This window comes from Micromonospora qiuiae, from assembly GCF_016863555.1.
GTDB classification, from domain to species: Bacteria; Actinomycetota; Actinomycetes; order Mycobacteriales; family Micromonosporaceae; genus Micromonospora; species Micromonospora qiuiae.
Window position 1 is genome coordinate 14929 of sequence record NZ_BOPC01000076.1, and the last position, 22040, is coordinate 36968.

Here is a 22040-nt window from a genome sequence, read left to right on the forward strand (position 1 = left end):
CTCACAGCCTGAGTTGATCGGCGAATTCCTTGAGCTCGCCTCGTGAGACGACGCCGAGCTTCGGATAGGCCTTGTAGAGGTGGTAGCCCACCGTCCGGTGGCTGAGGAACAACTGCGCGGCGATGTCGCGGTTGGACAGGCCCTGCGCGGCGAGCCGGGCGATCTGCAGTTCCTGCGGGGTCAGCCCGGCGGCCATGCCGCCGCCGGCCCTCGGGCCCTGGTCCTGGGCACCGGTCGCGGTCAGCTCACCACGGGCGCGTTCGGCCCACGGCCTCATGCCGATCCGGTCGAAGACCTCCACGGCATCGCGCAACGGCCCGCGCGCCTCGGCCTTCCGCCGAGCCCTGCGCAGCCACTCGCCGTAGAGCAGCGCGGTCCGGGCGTACTCCAGCGCGCGGCCGTCCTGGTCATGCAGTTCGAGGGCCGCCGTGTAGAACGCCTCAGCCCGGTCGTCGGTGGCGAGCAGCCCTCGGCAGCGCAGCACGAGCGCGTCGGCCCACGGCTGCCGGACCGATCCGGCCCACCACTCAAAGCGTGCGAGAGGCTCGGCGGCGCGTTCCGGCGCACCCACCCGTACGGCCGATTCCACCAGGTCGGGAGTGGAACGGGTGGCACATATGTGATGCCGCATCGGCTCGCGGGTCAGACGCTCGAAGCGGGCGAGCGCCGCCTCGGGACGGCCGAGGCCGAGGTCCAGCAGCCCGAGCGACCAGTGCGCCCACGGCGCGCCAGGAGAAATCGTCCCGGGGGTAGCCCCCGCCAGCCCTTGCTCGGCGTTGCGCCGGCAGGCCGCCTCCTCCCCCTTGGCCGCGTCGAGGTAGGCCAGTACGCTGCTGAACTGGCTGACCCACTGGTGCTGGCCGGTGTCGCGGGCAAGTCCCAGGGCCTCACTCGCAGTGGCGAGTGCGTCCAGGTGCCGTCCAGTGAACACCTCACCCTCGACCACGAAGAACAGCACCGTCGGCAGACGCCCGGCACCACCCCGGGCGCGGTGTTCGGCGGCAAGCGCGATCGCCAGCTCGTAGGCGTCGGCGTCCTGACCCGACGCGAGCGCCGCCCCGCAGAGGATCATGATCGCCTGGTCGGAAGCCTGGCCGCCCCGCCGCATCGCCGCGAGGGTGTCGCCCAGCGGCGGCGGCTGCTCGGAACGGCTCCGGTCGAGGTGAACAAGGTAGCGCCCGACCGGCGCGAGTGGGTCCGCATCGTCCAACGGCAGCGCGCCCAGCAGGTCCAGCGTTGCCGCGAGCTGTCGTTCCCCCAAATACCAAGAGGTGTGCACGGCCTGGATCAGCAACACGGCAGCCCGGGCCGGATCGGCGTCACGGATGAGCTCGGCGCCGTCGAGTAGCAACCGGTGAGCGGTGGAGTAGGAGCCCTGCCAGAAATCCGCGAGGGCACGCACATGAGCGACCCGCGCCTTCACCGTCGGCGACTTGTCCAGCCGCCGGGCCGCGCGGCACCCCAACGTTCTGGCACGCTCCAAGTCCCCCGCCTCCAGCGCCGCCTCCGCCGCCAGCGCCTCGCGGTGCGCCCTCGCATCGGGCTCGACGGTCAACCGGGCTGCCCGTTCGTACGCCGCCGCGGCGGCCTCGTGGCCGCTACGTTCGCGGGCGCGGGCGGCGGTGCGTTCCAGCGCGGCGGCAACCTCCTCGTCGGCTTCGGTAGCGGCGGCTGCCAGGTGCCAGGCCCGGCGGTCGGCATGCTCCGGACCGAGAGCGGCGGCGAGCGCGCGGTGGACGGCGAGGCGTTGCCCGAGCGGCGCCCGTTGATAGACAGCGGCGCGGATCAGTGGATGGCGGAAGCGGATCGCGGTGCCGTTGATGTCGCCGTGAAGCACGAGGCCGGCTCGCTCGGCGGGGGCCAGGTCCTCGATGGCCGCCCCCAGCGTGGCGGCGGCACGCAGGATCACGGCAAGCTCGGCGGTCTCGTCGGCCGCCGCCACGAGGAGCAGGCTCTGGCTGGCCTGCGGCATCCGGCTGACCTGGCCGTGAAAGGCCAGTTGTAGGCGGCTGGTGAGCGGGAGCGCCCCCGGCGGGAACGCGCTGCCATTTTCGGCGGCCAAGGCGGCCGGCAGCTCCAGCAGTGCCAGCGGGTTACCGCAGGCCTCGGCGAGCAGGCGGTGGCGCACGGCGGGTGTGAGCGGATGCCGGTCGAGCAGGGCCGCGGCCGCCGCCGGGGCCAGCCCGGTCAGGCGCAACTCCGGAAGACCTGGGGCGGGGAAGGTTCCCTCGCCGTCCCGAACGGCGAAGATCATGACCACCCGCTCGGCGTGCAGGCGCCGGGCGGCGAACAGGAGAACCTCCCGCGACGCCCGGTCGAGCCACTGTGCGTCGTCGACAAGGCACAGCAGTCCCGTCTCGTCCGCGTACTCCGTCAGCAGGGACAGCACCGCCAGCCCCACCAGCATCGGCTCGCAACCGTCCGCGGGCCCGAGGCCAAACGCGGCCTCCAAAGCCGCGCGCTGCGGGCCGGGCAGCGCGGCGAGGGATCCGAGCGCCGGGCGCAGCAACATCTGCAGCCCAGAGAAGGGCAGCTCCGCCTCGAACTCGACTCCCGTACCGCGGACCAGCCGCATGTCCCCGGCCGCCGCGGCGGCATGGTCGAGCAACGCCGTCTTGCCGATGCCGGGCTCGCCGCGCAGCACCAACGACGAGCTGGTGCCCGCCCGGGCACCCGCCAGAAGTTCGGCGATCGCGTCCTGTTCGGGCTTTCTTCCGTGCAGCTCCCCCGCGCCCATCAGCCCATCCTGGCATCGTCCGACGGTGGGCAATCGGCCGCCGTGGACCGTGAGTTTCGTGCCGATGACGACGTTGGCGATCGGCTCGTCCGCCGCGTACCGCCGTATCTGGTCGACCAGAGCCGGGGGCACGGGGCGCCGACGCGGCGGTCAAGCCGCCGACGCTGTACCGCCGCCGCAACGCGGCGCGGTACTGGCGGATACGACCGGCTGGAGAATCGCTCAGTGTCGGCGTTTCGGCAGGACCAGCAGTGTGATGGAGTTCGCCGGGTACGTCGCCCTGACGCTGCCGCTGATCACCGGGAGATCCGCTCCCCGCCTGATCGAAGTGAGATCGGCTGCACCGTAGGTGAAACGCTGTGCCGTGCGCTGGCCGTTGAAGCCGGCGACCGCCAACCGTGAGGTCAGATCGTTGCCGGTCTTGTTGATCACCATGACGGTCAGCGCCTTGTCGGATGAGCGTTGCGCAGCATAGACCGCCAACCGCCCCTGGTCGCTGCTGACCGCCGATACGCTGACCTCGCCGAACCGGCTGCCCGCTCCGTCGTAGTTGCGGTACATGCGGAACGCATACGCGCCGGGGTCTGTGGGTTTCGGCTCGCCCCAGATCGTGGCCAGATCCAGGCCCTCGCGCCCGAATATCCCGAGAACGTCGGCCTGCGCCAACGCGCCGTTGATGTCGTCGAGCGCGCCCCAGTTGTACTCGGTTATCGCAACCTTCGTACCCGGGTAGTACTGCGCCACCCACGCCTTCATCGTGCGGATCAGCTGCAGCGGCGGCGCGTTCACGCCGCCCGGACCGATCCACGACTCGTCTACGTATGTCGGATCCCACAGCGAGCGCGTGGACCGCAACCGCAGCGCGTTGGCCTCCGGGTCCTTACCGCCGCTGATCTGCGGGTAGTAGTGCTGGTCGAAGTAGTCGAGGAAGCGCTTCCCACCGTGGACGTCGCTGAAGTCCTTCATGTTTTTCAGATACCACTGGGACAGGTTGAGCCCACCGTGCGCAGCAGCGTCCGCGCCCGGCGCACACCCGTCCAACCCGGACGCCACCCATTCGCAGTAGCCCCAGCCGGACGGGCCGAGCACTGCCGCGCTGGGGTCGGCGGCCTTGATCGCGGCAGCGGTCGCCGTACCCTTGCTGCCCAACTCGTCGTACGTCACGGGTTCGGGATGCACATCGCGGTGCGTGGAGCTCCACAGCACTGGCTCGTTGTCGAGCTGGTAGATCGACACGCCGCCCCGCGACGCCGGACCGAACTGGCGCACCAGATGCGACACCATCTCGCCGGCGAACGACGCGTCCACCTGGATCGAGGTGTCCGTGGGCACCGCCCCGGTGAGGTTCGCGTCGTTGAGCCGGCCGTTACCGCAGTTGGGGTCCCACGGGTCGAACGCGTCCTGTGCTGGGAAGCGGGTCGCCGGGAAACCGCAGGCGAACGGGTGCGACTGGGGCGAGTCCTTCGCCACCCACCCGATCAGCGGCACGGTGACCACCTGCTTGGTCCCACGGTCCCGGTTGGTCTTGACGAACGACTCAACCGTGTTGTCAGGCCCGGCCACGATGTTCTCGAAGTACCAGTCGCTGCCGGTGTTGTAGGTGTGGTTCTTGAAGTTGTAGCGGCTGCTCGCGTTGCCACCCCAGCGCGCCACCGGCATGCCGAGCTCGGCGACGAGCGCCGGATCACCACCGTTCATGCCGTAGACGTCGGGACTGATCACATGCCGAGCGGCGGAGACGTCCACGGACAGCGTGAGCACGCCAGCGGCCGCTGCCGGACCGGGGACGGTCTGTGCGGCCAACAGCCCCGCCACGAGAGATCCGGTCACACCGATGGCCGTGGCCGACCGTAGCTTGCGCCGTCGTTGAGCACCCACCAGAGACTCCCGCCGCCAACCAGTCAGAAACACCGAACCAGCTCCAGAATATTATTGTTCATCTATGTATTGTCAATCGGCGGCAGCCTGATCAAATGCGGTTCCTGCCAGCCGTCGCCGGCAACGTGGCCCGGTTCAGCCGGCACATGGCGCAACTCCGCTCACCATCCGCCCGGTCGCGCAGAGCCGACACGAGAAGAGGTTGACGCGACGATGCCCATCGCGCATCGTCGATTTACGTCGACAGTCTCGAATGCGCGACACGGGAGGGACTGATGAAGGCCTTCGTCACCACCATCTCGGCTGCGGCCCTGCTGCTCCTGGCCACGAGCAGCGCGCCCGCCGGCCGGCCGGCGGCCGACGCGCCCTGCAAGGGGCAGATCCACGCGAATCCGGGGTTCGAGCGCGGCACCACCGGCTGGACCGCCGGCCCCCGCATCGTCGTGCTCGGCGACGCGGCCCGGCCCGCGCACACCGGCCGCGCGTACGCCACCTTCGCCGGACTGGACGTGACGCGTACCGACCTGCTGCGCACCACCGTCACGGTTCCGGCCGACTGCGACCTGACGGTCCGCTTCTGGGTCCGGACCACCACCACGGAGACCAGCCGCGGCGATTACCTGAACGTCGGGCTGGCGGTCACCGGGATACCGCCGAAGACGAGATTCTCGCTGGCCTTCGACGGCGGGTCGCAGTGGCGGCAGTACGCCATGTCGACCGGGACGGCGCCGACCGAGCGCACCGCGACGGCCAGCTTCGTCGCCAGCGAGACGGCCGGCAACGGCGTCACGGCCTTCGACGTCGACGACGTGACCTTCACGTTGAGCTGACCACGGCGCTCTCGAACAGCGGCATGCACGGATGCCGCTGTTCAGCTGACGGCCAAGAAGTGTCACTGCTGTGCCCGGTCCTGCTTGCACCATTCGACTACATCGGCGGGTGTGGCGCGCCACCACGACTCGTCCTCGGCCAGGTGCCGGAGCACGCCGGCGAGGTGGCGGAAGCGGAATGGCTGTCCGGACAGCCACGGCGCGAGATGCAGCGCCATGAGGCCCGCTGCTGGCTCCGTCGGCGACGAGAACGTCGGCTGCCTCCTCGATCGCCCGGGCCTGATGCTCAGGGTCGACGCCGCGGAGGAAGGCCATGTTCACGTCGCTGAGATCCCAGCCGGGGAATGCCGGGATGGGGGCGAACGCCGCGTCCGCCGGGCGGAGGCACGATTCGGCGTGGTGGGTCTCGCTCCCACTCCACCGCGCCGAGGTCCAGCACCACGGCGAGCGCCGCGGGTTTCCCGTCCGGCCACCGCAGTGGCGGCCTGCTGGGCAGTGCGGTCCACTCGAAGTGGCGAAGCGGCGGATCCGATGTGGTTGACCCATCGCGAAGGGGTGCACTGGCAGACACATCAGCCGCGGCCGACCGTCGCGGCGGTAGTCGTCGGCTAGCTGGTCGTATTGCGCGATGCAACGCGCGGCGTACCCGGCTCCTTCCACATGGGCACGCATGAGCGGGCCGTCGTTCAGCTCGTAGCTGTAGGGCAGCGCCACCAGCCATCCGGAGCTGGTGCGCAGCGGCGACGGGAAGTCGTCGTGCACCCAGTCCGCGTGGTACTCCATCCCGTGGCGTGCCCCTCATTGGCGGTGATGAACGGACCGAGCATGCCGCGGGCGGGATAGCCGAGGTGGCGGCGGGCGATCTCCTGGCACAGGCCGTAGAGCTCGCTCTCTTCCTGCTCGTTCATACCCTCCACGTAGCGGGTGTTGTAGACGCCGTGGCACATCACATCCCACTGCCGCTCGGCCATGGCGGCCGCGATCGCCGGATAGTGGTCGAGAACGGCCAGGTTGAGCGAGACCGTACACCGCACTCCGATACGATGCCGTTGTCGTCGTCGATCCCAGCTTCACCCGTTCCCGCCGTGCTGCGGACACCAGCGAACTGTCGAAGCAGGCCGCGTATCCGGCGGCAAAAGCTCCTCCGGGTCGGTGCCAGCGCCCGGGGATGTCCTCCCCCACCGGATCCGGGCCGAACACGGCGTCCCTCCGGGGTGTGGCCAGGGCGGTCAGCGCTGCCAGGCTACGTCAGGCCGCCACCTCGGCTGAAGACGACGGTACGTAACCAGCGGTCATGTCTCCCGTTGGCGCCAATCGCAGGCCGGTGCAGACAGTTGCGCCCGGCCTGCGGCCCAGATGCGGACGGTCAGGTTTTGTTGGCAGCCCGGCCCACCCCGAGGCCGCGTGCGGCGTGGCTCATGGCCTGAGCCATCCGAGAGGGCAGCGAATCCGGGGCCGGAATCCGCACCGGACGCACCCGTTACACCGAGAACCGACGGCGGGTCCTGGTCACCCCAACGGACGCCGCGCACACCATCGAACAAGACATCTATTTTCCGGTCGGCGCTGCCGGCGCACAGGCTCTTCGCAGGTATGACAAGGATCAACTCGCGACGATCCTCGACTTCCTGCAGACCGCCCGTCAGGTGCAAGAAGACCAGGCCGCACGGGTCAGCACGCCCCCCGCGCAGCCCCGGGCGTGACTCGCGGCACGAGATCGCCACCGGCGAGGCGTACGCCTGGACGCAGTCCGCCAGTTCCGCCGATGTCACATCCGCCGCCCGGCCGGTGTCTCCATGGTGTGACGACCTAACCGTCGACACAGCCAGCGACACAGGAGGAAACATGGAGCACCCGACCCGCATCCCCCCGGCCGAGATCACCGGTCTCAAGGGAGCGCTGATCAAGCGAATCGTCCGGAAGAAACTGGGCAAGGTGCCGACGGCGGTGGGCGTCTACTGGCACAACCCCAAGGTGCTGTTCGCCAGCTCCGGCTTGGGCGGCAAGCTGCAGAAGTGGAACGCCTGCGACGAGAACCTGAAGTCGTTCGCCCACATGGCGGTCGCGTCGCTGATCGGCTGCACGTGGTGCCTGGACTTCAACTACTTCGAGGCCCGCAACAGGGGGCTCGACGTGGAGAAGGCGCGCGAGATTCCGCGGTGGCGGGAGGCGGACGTCTTCACTCCGCTGGAGCGGGACGTCCTGGAGTACGCCGAGGCGATGAGCCAGACACCGCCAACCGTGACCGACGAGCTGGTGGACCGGCTGCACGCCAAGCTGGGACCCGCCGCCGTGGTCGAGCTCACCTCGGTGATCGCGTTTGCGAACATGACCACGCGTGGCAACGTGGCACTCGGCATCGAGTCTGACGGCTTCGCCGCCGCGTGCGGCCTGAAGCCGCTGGCCGAGCGACCGGGAGTAGCGTCCGCGTCATGAGCGAGGACCCCTTCATCGCCCACCGCAGCCTGCTGTTCACCATCGCCTACGAGATGCTCGGCTCGGTCGCCGACGCCGAGGACGTGGTGCAGGAGACCTGGCTGCGGTGGGCAGCCCTGGTCGACACCGAGCGCCGCGAGGTCCGCAACCCACGGGCGTACCTGGTGCGGATCTTGACCCGGCTCTGCCTCAACCGGCTGCGCACGCTCGTGCGGCAGCGCGAGGAGTACGTGGGCGAGTGGCTGCCCGAGCCCCTGCTGACCAGCCCGGACGTCGCCGAGGACGTCGAGCTCGCGGAGAGCGTGTCGATCGCCATGCTGGCGGTACTCGAGACGCTGCTACCGACAGAGCGCGCGGTCTTCGTGCTCCGCGAGGTCTTCGACGTGCCGTACGACGAAATCGCCGAGGCGCTGGGCAAGTCGGCGGCGGCGGTGCGTCAGATCGCGACGCGGGCCCGCAAGCACGTGGCGGCGCGCCGGCCGCGGATGTCGGTGAGCCGCGCCGAGCAGGAGCGGGTGGTCGAGCGGTTCCTCGCCGCACTGGCCACCGGCGACGTGCCCGGACTGCTCGAGGTGCTGGCTCCTGACGTGCTCGTCGTGGGCGACGGCGGCGGCCTGGCCCCGGCAATCCCGAAGCCGGTCCGCGGAGCCGCGAAGCTTGCCCCGGTGATGGCCCGCTTCGCCAAGGTCGCGCCCGGCGCCAACGCTTTCATCCTCGACCTCAACGGCGGCATCGCAGCGCGCATCGACCCCGGCGGCGAGAACGACACGGCCGTGTCGTTCGTCATCGAGAACGACCGGATCACCCAGATGTACGCGATCCGCAACCCGCACAAGCTCGAGCGGCTGGATGAGGTGGCTGAGCTTCGACGATGAGAAAGGCGACCCCGGCCGAGGCCTGCGCGCGGGACACCGCAACTTGTGGGCCTGCGCGCGGGATGCCGCAACTCGCGGGCTCAACCGACCCGGAAACCCCAACATCGCGCAACCCGTGCCACCCGCAGGGCGGGATAGGCCGACATCCCGTAACCCGTGCCCACCCTGGGCACCCGAACACCCCGAGATGCCGCAACCCGCGCCGTCCACATCCCCAGGCACAGCGGCCACCACGCCTGGATCTCGCCTGCATCGCCCCCGCGCCTGATGCGGCACCCAGCTGCGGCATCAACTGGCCCGACCAGGTCACCGCGCACCCGGACCGCAGCCACCACAACAACCGCCTCGACCATCGCCGATCGCCGTTTCGCCGTAACGGCGGTGTCCCGACCCGATCGGACACCGCCGTACCGACGAAACGGAGTCAATCAACTGGCTGCGGAAGCCAGCACTGTCGCCGGCGGCCATGCCACAGCGGCATGGCTCCATCCTCTGGCTTGCCCGCCTCGGCCCGCCTCGGCCCCATCGCCCTATTGCCGGTCGCTAACCCGGAACAGGTCGAGCAGCGATACCCCCAACGCCGAGGCAACCGCCTGAACTGACCGAGGTTCATGGCCGTCGCGCCAAGTTCCCGGCGTAGTCGACCGCTGCAGGCGCAACCGCCACCACGGAAGAGATTGACACATATCGCTTTACTGCCTAGGATTCGTCGAATCGATTCGACTTCCTGACCTTCACCTGGTCTTGGCGATAGTCGGTGGCTGCGTACGTATCGTGACAAGGAACCGGGATGACTGATCTACCCGTAAGTCGCAGGGGTGTCCTCGCCGCCGCCGCGCTGACCGCAGGCTCGGTCGGTCTGGCCTCGACCACGGGCGCCCAGCAGGCCGCAGCGGCACCGCCGGGGGTCACACTGCCCGACCGGGGGATCTACGACACCCGGGCCGCGACAGCTTGGACGGACGGTTTCCTGATCGGGAACGGCGAGTACGGGGCTGTCCTCCATGGAGTGCCGACGCTGGAAAAGGTGATCTTCAATCACCATCGCTTCGTGATGCCCAACGGTAGCCGCGGCGTGATCCCGCCGGTGATCTCCGGCCGGTTGAACGGGGTGCGGGACAAGGCGCTGGCCGGAAACTACGGTGGCGCCAACGCGGACTTCGCCGCAGGCTGGAGCCTGCGCTGGACGCAGACGTACCATCCCGGCTTCGAGTTGCAGATCAGCACCCCCGGCATGACCACCACCAACGGGTACGCCCGCCTCACCGATTTCCGAACCGGCGAAGTAACGTCCACGTGGACGGACGGCAGTGGCACCTGGACCCGTCGCGCCTTCGCCTCCCGAGCCGACAAGATCATCGTGCACGAACTCATTCCCGCGTCCGGCCGGTCGATCGACGCGACGTTGAGCGTCAATATCTCGCTGGCCGGCGTCCCGAGCTCGGTCCGCTTCAGCACCCTGGCCACCGTCAGCGACGGCTCCGGCTACCTGAACCTGCGAGGCGCCTACCCGTCCGGGCATGCGGCGTTCGGCTTCGAAGGCGTCACCCGGGTCGTCCCCACCGGAGGGACGGTGACCGCGAACGGGTCGACCATCGTCGTCACCGCAGCAGCCCGGCTCGTCCTGCTGACCAAGCTCGACCGGTACGAGTCGTCCACCGCGTGGGACGCCAAACCATTGCACGCGGCGCTGGCGGCAGTGAGCGCGGACTACGGTGCGCTGCGGACTCGGCACATCGCCCAGCACTCGGCGATGTACGACCGCTCGCGTCTGGACCTGGATGTTTCTGCCACCGACCGCCAGCTGTCGACAAGTGAGCTGATCACGCGGCAAAACGCCAATCGCAACACGATGGACCTGGCACTGCTGGAACGGCTCTACGACAGCGGCCGTTATCTGTTCATCAGCTCCAGCGGAGTGCTGCCGCCCCGACTGACCGGGATCTGGGCCGGCACCTGGAACGGTGCCTGGGCCGACGACTTCACCACCGACGCCAATGTCAACCTGCAGGTTGCCGCCGGCAACATCCTCGACCTCACCGATGCCATGCAGGGCTACTTCAACCTGGTACTCGGCCAACTCGCCCACTGGCGGACCAACGCCCGGAACCTGTACGGCGCCCGCGGCTTCCTCGCCCCGTCCCGAACCGACGGCGAGTACGGGTACATGCTGCACTTCGACGGCGGCTTCCCCGGCCACTGCTGGACGGGCGGCGCCGACTGGCTGTTCTACCCCTTGCTGGAGTACTACCAGGTCACCGGCGACCGGGCGTTCCTGGCGGACAAGTTGGGCCCGGCGCTGATGGAACTGGCCCTGTTCTACGAGGACTTCCTGACTCGCACCGACGCGTCCGGCCGGGTGGTGTTCGTGCCGTCGTTCTCGATGGAGAACTCGCCGGCCAACACGAACGTCCTGCTGGCGATCAACGCCACCGGCGACATCCAGGCCGGTAAGCACGCCCTACGAGCGGCCATCGACGCCGCCAACGCGCTCGGCGTCGAGCAGGGCCCGGGCCAGGGCGTCGCGCGCTGGACTGCCCTGCTGGCGAAGATTCCGCCCTACACCATCAACGGCAGCGGCGCCCTCGCCGAATGGTCCTGGCCCGGCCTCACGGATCGGTACAACCACCGGCACGTCCACCACCTCTACGGGGCCTGGCCCCTGCACGAGATCAACCCCGAGGATCAACCGGCACTCGTCACCGCCGGGCTGCGGGCCCTGGCGCTACGTGGCGACGAGAACACCTCGGCACACGGCAGTCTGCACCGGGCCCTCGCCAGCGCCCGGCTGAAGGACGGCGCCGGGGTCTACAGCAACCTCCGCAAGATCATCGGCAACAATATGCTTTTCCGTTCTCTCATGACCTCGCACAACCCGAACCTGGAGATCTACAACGCTGACGCGGCCAACGCCCTGCCGGCCGTGCTCAGCGAAGCGCTCATCTACACCAGGCCCGGCATCGTCGAGCTGCTGCCCGCCGTGCCCGACCAACTCGCCAAGGGCACCATCACCGGCGTACGCGGACGCAACCAGGTCCGTATCGACAGCCTCGCCTGGGATCTGCCCGCCCGCACCACCACGGTGCTCCTCACCTCGGCGATCAACCAGGCGATCACGCTCATCAGCCGGCGGGGAATCGCATCCCTGACCACCTCCGCTCCGGTCACCTCCTCCCCGCTCGGCTCGCACGCCCGGGTGATCTCTCTGGCCGCCGGGCAACAGGTGCAGGTGACCGTCGGCCTGCCCACCGGTCCCGGCACCGGCATCTCCCGGCTGGTCAACCGGCGCAGCGGGAAGGTGCTGGACGTCAACGGCGGCTCCACCGCCGACGGCGCGTCCATCATCCAGTGGCCGTGGACCGGCGCGACCAACCAGCAGTGGCGGCTGCTGCCGAACCAGGATGGCTCGTTCCGGCTGTCCAGCGTCCACAGCGGCAAGGTCCTGGACAGCCCGGGCGGCTCCGGCCAGGGCGAGGGACTCATCCAGTGGGCCGACAACGGCGGCACCAACCAGTGGTGGAATCTGGTCCCCGCGGCGACCAGTGGGTACTACCGGCTCGTCAACGTGAGAAACGGATGGTGTGCGGACGTCGAAGGCGGCTCCAGCGCGGACGCCGCCAGGGTCATCCAGCGCCCGATCAGCGGCGACTCCAGCCAGGAATGGCAAGTCGCCGGGGTGTGAGCCGTCGAGGCACGATGCCCAGACGACGCCCGGCGCTCCGCGCCCGACGTGGAGATGGCCGCCGCCTGACCCCGCCTGCGACACCGAAGATCCCGGTCGGCACCTACTGGCGCCGGCCGGGATCAGGTGTGCCGGTGTGCCCCTTGCGCTGCGCCAGTACACCCAGGGCGTACCGGATCCCAGCGTCATCAGCCCCGACACCTGGACGCTGGACCACGCGCTGCTGCAGCGGCCCGGCAACGACGCGGCGCAGCTACGCCTGTTCCGCGACTACCCGACGAACCGCGCGCTCCATCCCCGACTCCAGGAACACCTAAAGGTCAACCGAGTACCCGTCTTGGCGGTGTGGGGCCGCAACGACCAGATCTTCGCGCCGGACGGGGCGACCGCCTTCGGCGAAGACCTGCCGCACGCCGAGGTCCACCTCCTCGACGGCGGACACTTCCGCAAGCCCTGCCGCCCGCATGGAACTAATCATTAGTAAGTAACTAACCAGCCACTTGTTGATGCTGAACGATGGGCCGATCGTTGGCGACATGACCGACCAACGACGTCTCCCCCGCTTCGGGATCAGCCTCGACCCCGAGGCCGCCCGACACAGTGACGCTCTCCGACTGGCCCGGGCCGCCGATGCCGGGGGCCTCGACTATCTCGCTGTGCAGGACCACCCGTACCAGCCACAGCATCTGGACTCCTGGACCTGGCTGACCTATCTGGCCGGGCAGACCGAGCGGATCGCTCTGCTCCCGGACGTCGCCGACCTGCAGCTGCGCCCTCCGGCCATGCTCGCCAAGGCGGCCACGACCTTCGACCGGCTGCACAGTGGTCGGCTCGCCCTCGGCGTCGGCGGCGGTGCCTTCGCTGACGGCATCGCGGCCATGGGTGGCACACGCCGCACCAACGCCGACATGGTGACCTACACCGAGGAAGCCCTACGGATCCTGCGGCCCGCATTGGCCGGCGACGTCGTTCACCTCAACGGCAGGCAACATCGGGTCGAGGGTTATCACGCCGGGCCCGCACCGGCTTCACCCATCTCCGTCTGGCTCGGAGGGCAGGGCCCACGCATGCTGGCCGTGACCGGCCGCCTGGCAGACGGATGGATCTCCCCGCTCAACATCTACGTCCCGCCCGCAGAAGTTCCGGCAAAGCAGCACATCATCGACGAGTCCGCCCGGTCCGCCGGACGCGACCCCAGACAGATCCGCCGCATCTACAACGTCATCGGCACCATCGGCCGCGGCGGTGGACCCGGCCTGTCCGGCAGCGTCGAACTCTGGGCCGACACCCTGGCCGACTGGTCGGCACGGCTCGGCTTCGACACCTTCATCTTCTGGCCCGCGGTCGCCCCGCACACACAGCTCGACCTTTTCGTCCACAACGTGATCCCGGCCGTCCGGGACCGGCTCCACACCGAGGTGACCGCACCGTGACCACCACCACCACGCTCGAAGGCAAGATCATCACGCCCGCAGACCGGCGGTACGCGCTGCTGCGCTCGACCTACACCCAGGTCGCGAGACCAGCCATGGTCATCCTGCCTGAAACCACGGCCGACGTGGTCAGCGCTCTGCACTACGCCCGGGAGCAGGACCTGCCAATCGCGGTACGCAGCGGGGGGCATGGCTTGTCCGGGCGTTCTTCCAACAACGGCGGCACCGTCATCGACCTGTCCGCCCTCAACGAGATACGCGTCCTCGACCGTGGCGCCCGGCTGGTCCGTGTCGGCGCCGGCGCCCGCTGGGCCCACGTCGCCCGCGCACTGGCCCCGGCCGGGCTGGCCATCAGCTCCGGCGACCACGGCAACGTCGGAGTCGGCGGCCTCGCGACCGCTGGCGGGATCGGCTGGCTCGCCCGCGACTACGGGCTGACCATCGATCACATCCGCGCCGCCGAGATCGTCCTCGCCGACGGCACCGTGGTCCGCGCCGACGCGGAGCACGACCCAGACTTGTTCTGGGCCGTGCGCGGCGCGGGAGCCGGCGTCGGCATCGTGACCGCCTTCGAGATCGAAGCCGCCGAACTCCGCGACGTCGGCATGGCCCAGCTCACCATGCTCGCCGACCGCGACGGCCGCACCCTGACCCGCTGGGCCGACTATCTGGCCACCGCGCCGCGAGAGCTGACCACAGCCGGCATGCTGATGTCCTACGGCGACGATGTGGTCCTGTCGCTGACCGCCGTGATCGCCAGCCCTGACGACAGCCGAGCCCACCGAGCCGTCGCGCCTCTGCGCGGCGTCGGCCGGAAACTGCTCGATCAAACCGCGCGCCGGCTCCCGTATGCCGGGCTCGTACCCACCGCGCACCTGCACACCAACATCGGCCAACAGCCGTCCACCACCATCAACGGCCTGCTCCGCGAGCTGACCCCGGCCGCCGCCAAATCCATCACCGCTGCCGCCATCGGGCCGACGCCGGCGCTGATGCAGCTCCGCTCGCTTGGCGGAGCCATCAACGATGTCGCGGCCGACGACACCGCCTACGCCCACCGCGACCACAACGTGCTCGTGATCGGCACCGTCTTTCCGCCGCAGGACGACGCCGCCCTCGGCCGGGTGTGGCGCAACGTCGCCGAGCACACCGACGGCGCGTATGCCAACTTCTCCACCCGGCTCGATGCTGCGGCCTTCCGCCGGTTCTACCCCGGCCGCACCGGAGATCGCGTCCTCGATATCTGGCGCCGCTACGACCCTGACGGCATCTTCCGCTCAGCGCTGTACCAGAACGAACTGGCTTGACTGTTGGCTATTTCGTGGCCAGGTGCCGCTCGCCCCACCGGAACAATGGCTCTAGCACCCGCAACAGATCCAAGCCGCGGTCGGTCGGTTCGTAGATGACCTGCACCGGGGTGCTCGGAATGACCTGACGCCGCAGCAGGCCGAGTGACTCGAGCTCTTTGAGCCGCACGGTGAGCATGCGATCCGAGATGCCGTCGATGGACCGTCGGTAGTCGCTGAAGCGACGGGCACCCCGGTGTGCGGCAACCATGATTGCGCCGGACCAGCGCCGGCCCACGGTATCCAGCACGGACTGCACCCGGCGGCACTGGATGCTGGTGGCGTCGTGCGTGTCGGCGGAGGTAGTCACGCCAGTACCGTAATCATTGCCCACTCGCCAAGGCCAGTGAAAAGAAGAGACTTATCGGTAATCAATCCCGCGGTGAGCCGTAACCGACGCAGGCGTGACACATCTGGGCGGTAGGCTCGGGGCGTGTCGGGTAGCGCGGAGATCGGGTTGCGGGCGGATGCGGCGCACAACCGTGCGCGGCTGGTCTCGGCCGCCCGGGCGGTGTTCGGCGAGCAGGGCTTGAATGCATCCATGCGGCAGATCGCCCGCCATGCGGGGGTGAGCGAGCCTACGCTGCGGCGCCGCTTCGCATCCAAGGAGGAGCTGGTCGCCGAGGCGTTCGGCGACCAGGTCGCGGTCTACGCCGATGCCGCTGAGCAGGCGTTGGTCATGGCCGACGCGTGGGAAGGGTTCACCACCTTCGTGCACCGCGTCGCGAAGATGCAGCTCGCCGACCGCGGCTTCACCGAGGTGCTCACCATGACCTTCCCGGAGAGCATGCGCGCCGAGACGCATCGTCGCCGCGCCTATACGGCCGCAACGGCTTTGATCCGGCGCGCCCAGGCCGCGGGGGTACTGCGGGCGGACTTCTCGCCCGAGGATCTGGTGCTGGTGCTCATGGCCCACGCCGGCGTGGTCGCGGCCGCCGGCCCGCTCGCGCAGACTCTCTCCGACCGGCTGCTCGCCTACTTGCTCGAGGCGTTCGCCGCCCCGGGCTCGGGCCCACTGCCACCCGCGCCTTCGGCCAGCGAGACGTACCGGGCGCTGCTACGCCTGCACGGTGACAAGGACCACAGCAAGCGAGGCCGCACCGCCGCACCGTAAGTGGAATACCTGCGTCACTTAACGGGTTGTGTCCATCATCGACTACCCGAAGAGACGAGGTCGACATGGAAATCGGGGCATTCACTTTCGTGGACGTAGCGCTCAGCGGTGGCGTCCGACCGGCGCAGCGCATCCCGGAACTCATCGAGGAGATCGTCCTGGCCGACGAGGTCGGGCTGGACGTGTTCGGCGTGGGCGAGCATCACCATCCTGGGTTCGCCGCACCGGCGCCCGCGGTGCTCCTCGCGGCAGCGGCAGCCCGAACCTCACGCATCAGGCTCACCAGCGCGGTAACGGTGCTCAGCTCGGATGACCCGGTGCGTGTGTTCGAGCAGTTCGCCACGGTCGATCTGCTGTCGCAGGGTCGGGCTGAGGTCATGGCCGGGCGCGGCGCCTTCCTGGACTCGTTCCGGCTCTTCGGTTACGAGCTGGCCGACTATGACAAGTTGTTCGACGAAAAGCTGCGGTTGCTGCAGAAACTAAGCACGGGCGGGCCGGTCACCTGGTCGGGGCGGTTCCGGGCGCCACTCAACGGCGAGGTCGTTCTCCCACGACCGGTGCAGGAGCCGTTGCCGGTTTGGGTCGGCGTGGGCGGCAGTCCCAACTCGGTGATCCGCGCGGCCGCCCTTGGGCTGCCGATGGCGCTCGGCGCTGTCGGCGGCCTCGTCGCGCAGTACGCACCGCTGGCCGACCTCTACCGCCAAGCGCTGGAGCAATACGGCCAGTCCCCGCAGCCGGTCGCCATGACCCTGCACGGCTTTGTCGCCGACACCTCCCAGAAGGCCGCTGACGTGTACTTCCCGGCCGACGCAGAACTGCACAACATCGCCGGGGCTGAGCACGGCGTCCCCAGAGTCACGCCCGCCGACATCGCGGCGAAGAATGGCCCGGGCAGCACCTACGCGGTCGGCTCCCCACAACAGGTCATCGACAAGCTGCTACACCATCACGAGGTGCTCGGCCATCAGCGCACCATGCTTCAACTCGCCGTCGGCTCCGTGCCCCACCGCGACATCATGCGGGCGATCGAACTGCTCGGCACCGAGGTCGCGCCGGTCGTGCGCGCCGAGGTGAGCCGCCGCACAAGCGATGCCACCGAGACCGTGGGGGCCGCACAGTGACCACGACCGGACCGATCCGAACGATCGGCATCTTCGGCGCCGGCAAGTCCGGGATCGCCATCGCGCGCCAGGCTCTCGCGGCCGGCTACAACGTACGGATCACGACCTCGGGCCCGGCCGAGCGCACCGCCCTCGTGGCGGCTATCCTCACCCCAGGCGCAATCGCTGTCGATGGTCAGCATCTGGCCGACGGCACCGACCTCGTGGTGCTCGCCGTTCCGCTGCGCGCCTGGCGCGAACTGCCGCTCGCGCTTCTCGCCGGCCGCATCGTCGTCGATGTCATGAACTACTGGCCCCCCGCCGACGGGATCCTTCCCGAGTTCGAGACCGGCCGACCGTCCAGCGAGATCGTCCGCGATGGGCTGCCGCCCGACGCCCGGCTCGTCAAGACAGTCAACCACATCGGCTACCACGAGATCGAAGAACTTGCCCGTCCAGCCGGCAGTCCCGATCGGGTCGCCCTCGCCGTTGCCGGAGACGACACCGGCGCTGTCGCACTCGTCTCCCAGTTCATCGACGACCTCGGGTTCGACGCCGTGGCGGTCGGTGGCCTCGCCGCGAGCGCCGTCCTGCAACCCGGGTCGGCGATATTCGGAGCCAACCTCGGCCGCGACGACATGCTCGCTGCCATCGAAACCGCAGGCCAGCGGAGCTAGCCGCGATGGTTCACGGAATCCGCTTGGGCCAGCGGCGGCGTTGGCCTCGGTGAGGCGGGTTCTTCGAGCAGTGACAACTGAGCGCCGGGATGCGGACGTTCGCGGCGGACGATGACCCGCATCCCGGCCAGCCGGCCAGGTTCAGCAGACCGGTCAGTTCAACGACATGGGTGCCGTCGCGGGCGGATGAAGCCCGTTCCTCAACACCGGTCACATCCGCCGTGGCCGGTGCTGAGGCGGATCCACCGCCGGGTGCGCGGCGGTGGATCGCCGTTATCAGGGGCAGCCGGGGGCGAGGTAGCCGTCGAGATTGCCCTCGTAGATCCAGCCCCAGTTGGTGTAGGTCCACCAGTTGCCCGTGGACGAGTTGAACCAGCTGCACCACTTGTAGACCGTATGCCAATAGGGGACGTAGTCAATGACGCTGCACGCGGCGGCCGGGCCTGTGCGAACGGGCGCCTGGGGGTGCTTAATCACCTTTGCCGTGCTCGGGCTGGATCCACCGCCTCTGACACTCGGGCACGAAGCCGTCACGGCCGCCGAAGCAGCCGGAGCCTGCACGACCCATCCACCGATTGCGATGAGCAGTGCGGTGATGACCGCCGCTGCCCGGGCCGAAGCCCACCTCATGGTGCCTCCCTGATTTTCGTTCGAACCGTGCGCTCACCATGCGCGATCATGACGGAAGAGCCTTTAGATACCAGTATTCCCCTTCGCCCCATTAGCCCTTTCGTATTGATTATCCGCAATCGCCAACGCATTTGTCTTGACTGCTGCTGCCCGGCTCTTGACCATCCGTGCCAGGGTCTCCGGCGGGTTGACGCATACCGGAAGATCATGGTTGACCATGGGGGGTGTGGATGGACATCTACGCGGAGTTCCGGACCGATGGCCTGCCGCAGACGGAACGCTTCGCGGTCTGGCAGGAAGCCGTCGATGGCCTCCTGCCGTCTGTCGTGCGCACTGATCGTGCGGCCGAGTTCCAGGCGTCGGCGCGAACAGTCAGCCTCGGTGACATCCAGGTGTCTGCTCTGGCGTTCTCGCCACTCAATGCCCACCGGTCGCCGACGCTGATCCGCCGTCATGACCCAGGCCAGGCGGTGATGTGGTTGAGCCTGAGTAACGGCTTGAGATTCGACCTTGTCGACGGCCCGCTCCTCATCGACGAGGGCAAGATGTTGCTCTACACCAGCTCACAGCCCTTCCGCTTCCTTGGCCGTAACCCGGTCCGAGGGCTGCTGATGCAGCTGCCGGTGGAGTTGCTCCCAATGCCAAAGACCGCCACACCGCTCATCGGGGCGGCTCTGCCCAGCCAGGAAGGGATCGGCGCTCTGCTCACTCGCTACCTTGTCGAACTGGTCCAACACGCTGACCGCTACCGACCCACCGACGTACCCCGACTGTCCACGATCACCGTGGACCTCGTCACCGCCTTCTTGCACAGCCGACACCCGGACGGCACCCCGCCCTCGCCGGATACGCACCGACGCGTGCTGCGACTCCGCATCCATGACTTTCTCGAACGTCGTCTCGGAGACCCCAATCTGTCCCCGCAGGCGGTCGCCGCCGCGCACGGCATCTCGGTCCGTACTCTCTACCGTCTGTTCGAGAAAGAGAGTCTCACCATGGCCGACTGGATTCGTCACCGTCGGCTCGAACGTTGCCGCAACGACCTTGCCGATCCACTCCTGGCCCACCGAACGATCCAGATGGTCGCCTCCCGGTGGGGGTTCACCGACGCGGCCCACTTCAGCCGAATCTTCCGTAGCGCCTACGGCATATCGCCAAAGGACTACCGGGCGGAACGAAAGCCGATCAGCCGGCGCCCCTGAGCGCGCCGTTCGACCGGATCGTCCTCAGGACGCGAGGGCTGACAGCCAGTCCTCGGCCGGGGTGAAGGGAACGGGTGCGGGGCGTTCGACCGCCGTCGTCAGCTCGACCCGCCGGCCCTCGGCGGCCGAACGGAGCAGGGCGGTCATGATGTCGAGTACGTGCAGCGCCACCTCACCGCTGGCCCGTGGCGGACGTATCTCGTCGGCCAGGACCAGATCGATCAGGCCGACCCCCCGAGAGGCGGCGACGTAGCCGGCCCGCGGTTCGAGGGCGCGCCACCCGGGGCCGTCGAGCGCGAGATGACGGACCTCGCCGTCGAAGTTGTTCGGATCGGGTACGGCGAGGGTCCCGGTCTCGCCCTGCACCTCGATCGGTGCGGCCGTCGTCGCGACACCATCGAAGCTGGTGGTGAGAGTGGTCACGGCGCCGCCCGTGTGTTCCAGCACACCCGTCACGTGGGTCGGCACCTCGACCGGGATCCGCTGCCCGAGGCGGGGGCCCGAGCCGATGACCCGGACATCACGCAGCTGGCTGGCTGCCCCGATCACCGCACGGACCGGCCCGAGCAGGTGAACCAGCGCCGAAATGTAGTACGGCCCCATGTCCAGCAGCGGGCCACCGCCCGGGGCGTAGTAGAAGTCGGGGTTAGGGTGCCAGCGCTCGTGTCCCGGGGTGACCATGACGGCCGATGCGGCCAACGGACGCCCGATCAGTCCACTGTCGATCGCCGCTCGGGCGGTCTGCGTACCGGTGCCCAGCACGGTGTCCGGCGCGCAACCGACACGGACGCCGGCCGACGCCGCCCGGTCGATGATCGACCGGCCCTCCGGGAACGTGGCGGTGAGCGGCTTCTCGACGTAGACGTTCCTGCCGGCGTCGATCGCCGCGCCCGAGATCTCGGCGTGCGCCGCCGGAATCGTGAGGTTGAGCACCGTCGCCACGTCGGGGTGGTGGAGCAGTCGCTCGACGCTCACCGCCTCGGCGCCGGGAATCGTGGCGGCGGCAGCGACAGCCCGGGCCGCGTCGATGTCGGCCACCGCGACGACGCGCACTGTGGGATGGTTGGCGAGCGTGTCCAGGTACGCGCGGGAGATGACCCCGAGACCTACGATGCCGACGCCGTGCGGGTCGCCCACAACATCCCCCTCTCGATGACGGTACGGACGCACGGGTGCTCCAGCACGTCGAGGCTGTGCCCCGGAGTCGTCACGACGATCCGTCCGGCGCCCCAGTTTCGGGTCCAGATCGCCGGCGAGGTGACCGGCCGGTGCCACGGGTGCCACTCCCGCGTCGGGTGGGTGGTGGTGGCCAGTACCTCGATCAGGTCGTCGTGCAGCACCCAGTACTGCTCGGTGACCAGGTCGAAGTCCTCGATCCCGGCGGTGATCGGATGCTCCCGCCCGAGGTCGGTGATCTTGATCGAGTGTGGCAGGAAATTGTCCTCCTCGCCGCCGCTGCGTTCGCACGGCTGGAGGCCAGGATGGGTGGCGAACTGGCCGCCCACCAGGTGCAGATAGTCCGAACAGGCGCGGAACGAGTCGACGATGCCGCCGTGCCAGCCGGTGAAGCCCGTCCCGGCGACGACCGCCGCAGCCAGACCCGCCACCTGCTCCTCGGTGATCTGCGACATCGTCATGCACTGCACGATGAGGTCGGTGTCGGCCAGTTCGGCGGCGTCGGCGTAGATCTCCGTCGACTCCTCCACCCGTACCGCGTATCCGCTGCGTTCGAGGAACGGGATGAACAACTCGGTCGCCTCGACCGGCCGGTGTCCCTCCCACCCGCCGCGGACCACAAGGGCTCTCCGTCGCGCCACACCTGCTCCCTCCCCCGGTCCGTCGCCCCGGGCCACCGCTTTCGCCCGGCCGACGCCCGCACCTTCCGATCATCGATAACCGTACCCGGACCGCCACCCTCTCCGCCTTCGCCCGAGGTGGCTTTCGGTGCCGGCACTGCTGTCGGCTGCCGTGCGGCGCGGACACGCGCGGGTCCATACACCGCAAGCCGCTGCCAGTGGGACGACAGAGGCGGCGGCGGCGTTGGCCGCCGTGGTCCATCAGGAACCGCAGCAGGTGCGGCAACGAGGGCCGGCAAGTCCC

19 protein-coding genes are annotated in these 22040 nt (G+C 69.1%); 11 read left to right on the top strand and 8 right to left on the bottom strand.

Annotated features, from left to right (window positions below; genetic code table 11):
* Window position 1 precedes the first annotated feature (1 nt).
* The gene (locus tag Vqi01_RS23675; RefSeq protein WP_204037049.1) at window positions 2-2737 is read right to left on the bottom strand and encodes an AAA family ATPase; all 2736 of its coding nucleotides are present in this window, start codon (window positions 2735-2737) and stop codon (window positions 2-4) included.
* Between the two features lie 222 nt (window positions 2738-2959).
* A complete protein-coding gene (locus Vqi01_RS23680) occupies window positions 2960-4567 on the bottom strand; it encodes a glycoside hydrolase family 44 protein (RefSeq protein ID WP_239098615.1) in 1608 nt (535 codons plus the stop codon).
* A gap of 323 nt (window positions 4568-4890) precedes the next feature.
* On the opposite strand from Vqi01_RS23680, the gene Vqi01_RS23685 reads away from it, so the two are divergent.
* The gene (locus tag Vqi01_RS23685) at window positions 4891-5445 is read left to right on the top strand and encodes a hypothetical protein (RefSeq protein ID WP_204037051.1); all 555 of its coding nucleotides are present in this window, start codon (window positions 4891-4893) and stop codon (window positions 5443-5445) included.
* A 62-nt stretch (window positions 5446-5507) separates the two neighbouring features.
* On the opposite strand, the gene Vqi01_RS23690 is transcribed toward Vqi01_RS23685, so the two are convergent.
* A complete protein-coding gene (locus tag Vqi01_RS23690) occupies window positions 5508-5663 on the bottom strand; it encodes a hypothetical protein (protein WP_204037052.1) in 156 nt (51 codons plus the stop codon).
* 468 nt (window positions 5664-6131) lie between these two features.
* Window positions 6132-6479, bottom strand: a complete 348-nt coding sequence (locus Vqi01_RS23695; RefSeq protein WP_204037053.1) for a polysaccharide deacetylase family protein — start codon at window positions 6477-6479, stop codon at window positions 6132-6134.
* Between the two features lie 811 nt (window positions 6480-7290).
* On the opposite strand from Vqi01_RS23695, the gene Vqi01_RS23700 reads away from it, so the two are divergent.
* From Vqi01_RS23700 to Vqi01_RS23725, 6 genes are all read left to right on the top strand, one after another.
* Window positions 7291-7881, top strand: a complete 591-nt coding sequence (locus tag Vqi01_RS23700) for a carboxymuconolactone decarboxylase family protein (RefSeq protein WP_204037054.1) — start codon at window positions 7291-7293, stop codon at window positions 7879-7881.
* The gene (locus Vqi01_RS23705) at window positions 7878-8756 is read left to right on the top strand and encodes an RNA polymerase sigma-70 factor (protein ID WP_204037055.1); all 879 of its coding nucleotides are present in this window, start codon (window positions 7878-7880) and stop codon (window positions 8754-8756) included. Before Vqi01_RS23700 ends, Vqi01_RS23705 begins: the two co-directional genes overlap by 4 nt.
* Before the next feature lie 790 nt (window positions 8757-9546).
* Window positions 9547-12438 carry a glycosyl hydrolase family 95 catalytic domain-containing protein gene (locus Vqi01_RS23710; RefSeq protein ID WP_204037056.1) on the top strand — a complete coding sequence of 964 codons (2892 nt, stop codon included), beginning with the start codon at window positions 9547-9549 and terminating at the stop codon, window positions 12436-12438.
* Between the two features lie 136 nt (window positions 12439-12574).
* Window positions 12575-12919, top strand: a complete 345-nt coding sequence (locus tag Vqi01_RS23715) for an alpha/beta fold hydrolase (RefSeq protein ID WP_204037057.1) — start codon at window positions 12575-12577, stop codon at window positions 12917-12919.
* Window positions 12920-12974: 55 nt separating this feature from the next.
* The gene (locus tag Vqi01_RS23720; protein WP_204037058.1) at window positions 12975-13871 is read left to right on the top strand and encodes an LLM class flavin-dependent oxidoreductase; all 897 of its coding nucleotides are present in this window, start codon (window positions 12975-12977) and stop codon (window positions 13869-13871) included.
* On the top strand, window positions 13868-15178 hold the full coding sequence (locus Vqi01_RS23725) for an FAD-binding oxidoreductase (protein WP_204037059.1): 1311 nt from the start codon (window positions 13868-13870) through the stop codon (window positions 15176-15178). The genes Vqi01_RS23720 and Vqi01_RS23725 overlap by 4 nt, the downstream gene beginning before the upstream one ends.
* Before the next feature lie 7 nt (window positions 15179-15185).
* Here Vqi01_RS23725 and Vqi01_RS23730 read toward each other — a convergent pair whose 3' ends face one another.
* Complete coding sequence (locus Vqi01_RS23730) at window positions 15186-15527, bottom strand: winged helix-turn-helix transcriptional regulator (protein WP_204037060.1); 342 nt, start codon at window positions 15525-15527, stop codon at window positions 15186-15188.
* 123 nt (window positions 15528-15650) lie between these two features.
* On the opposite strand from Vqi01_RS23730, the gene Vqi01_RS23735 reads away from it, so the two are divergent.
* From Vqi01_RS23735 to Vqi01_RS23745, 3 genes are all read left to right on the top strand, one after another.
* The gene (locus Vqi01_RS23735; protein ID WP_204037061.1) at window positions 15651-16331 is read left to right on the top strand and encodes a TetR/AcrR family transcriptional regulator; all 681 of its coding nucleotides are present in this window, start codon (window positions 15651-15653) and stop codon (window positions 16329-16331) included.
* Between the two features lie 65 nt (window positions 16332-16396).
* A complete protein-coding gene (locus tag Vqi01_RS23740; protein WP_204037062.1) occupies window positions 16397-17452 on the top strand; it encodes an LLM class flavin-dependent oxidoreductase in 1056 nt (351 codons plus the stop codon).
* Window positions 17449-18108 (top strand): NADPH-dependent F420 reductase, encoded by a 660-nt coding sequence (locus Vqi01_RS23745; protein ID WP_204037063.1) that lies wholly within the window; start codon window positions 17449-17451, stop codon window positions 18106-18108. The genes Vqi01_RS23740 and Vqi01_RS23745 overlap by 4 nt, the downstream gene beginning before the upstream one ends.
* Window positions 18109-18384: 276 nt before the next feature.
* Here the strand turns inward: Vqi01_RS23745 and Vqi01_RS23750 are convergent, their stop codons facing one another.
* Window positions 18385-18585: a hypothetical protein gene (locus tag Vqi01_RS23750; protein ID WP_204037064.1), complete on the bottom strand. Its 201-nt coding sequence runs from the start codon at window positions 18583-18585 to the stop codon at window positions 18385-18387.
* A gap of 383 nt (window positions 18586-18968) precedes the next feature.
* Here Vqi01_RS23750 and Vqi01_RS23755 point away from each other — a divergent pair, with 383 nt between their 5' ends.
* Entirely contained in the window at window positions 18969-19940 is a 972-nt protein-coding gene (locus tag Vqi01_RS23755) for a helix-turn-helix domain-containing protein (protein WP_204037065.1), read from the top strand.
* A gap of 24 nt (window positions 19941-19964) precedes the next feature.
* Here the strand turns inward: Vqi01_RS23755 and Vqi01_RS23760 are convergent, their stop codons facing one another.
* Together Vqi01_RS23760 and Vqi01_RS23765 are read right to left on the bottom strand one after the other, a co-directional pair.
* On the bottom strand, window positions 19965-21077 hold the full coding sequence (locus Vqi01_RS23760) for a Gfo/Idh/MocA family protein (RefSeq protein ID WP_204037066.1): 1113 nt from the start codon (window positions 21075-21077) through the stop codon (window positions 19965-19967).
* Window positions 21047-21757, bottom strand: a complete 711-nt coding sequence (locus Vqi01_RS23765) for a ThuA domain-containing protein (protein WP_204037067.1) — start codon at window positions 21755-21757, stop codon at window positions 21047-21049. Before Vqi01_RS23765 ends, Vqi01_RS23760 begins: the two co-directional genes overlap by 31 nt.
* Between the last annotated feature and the right edge of the window lie 283 nt (window positions 21758-22040).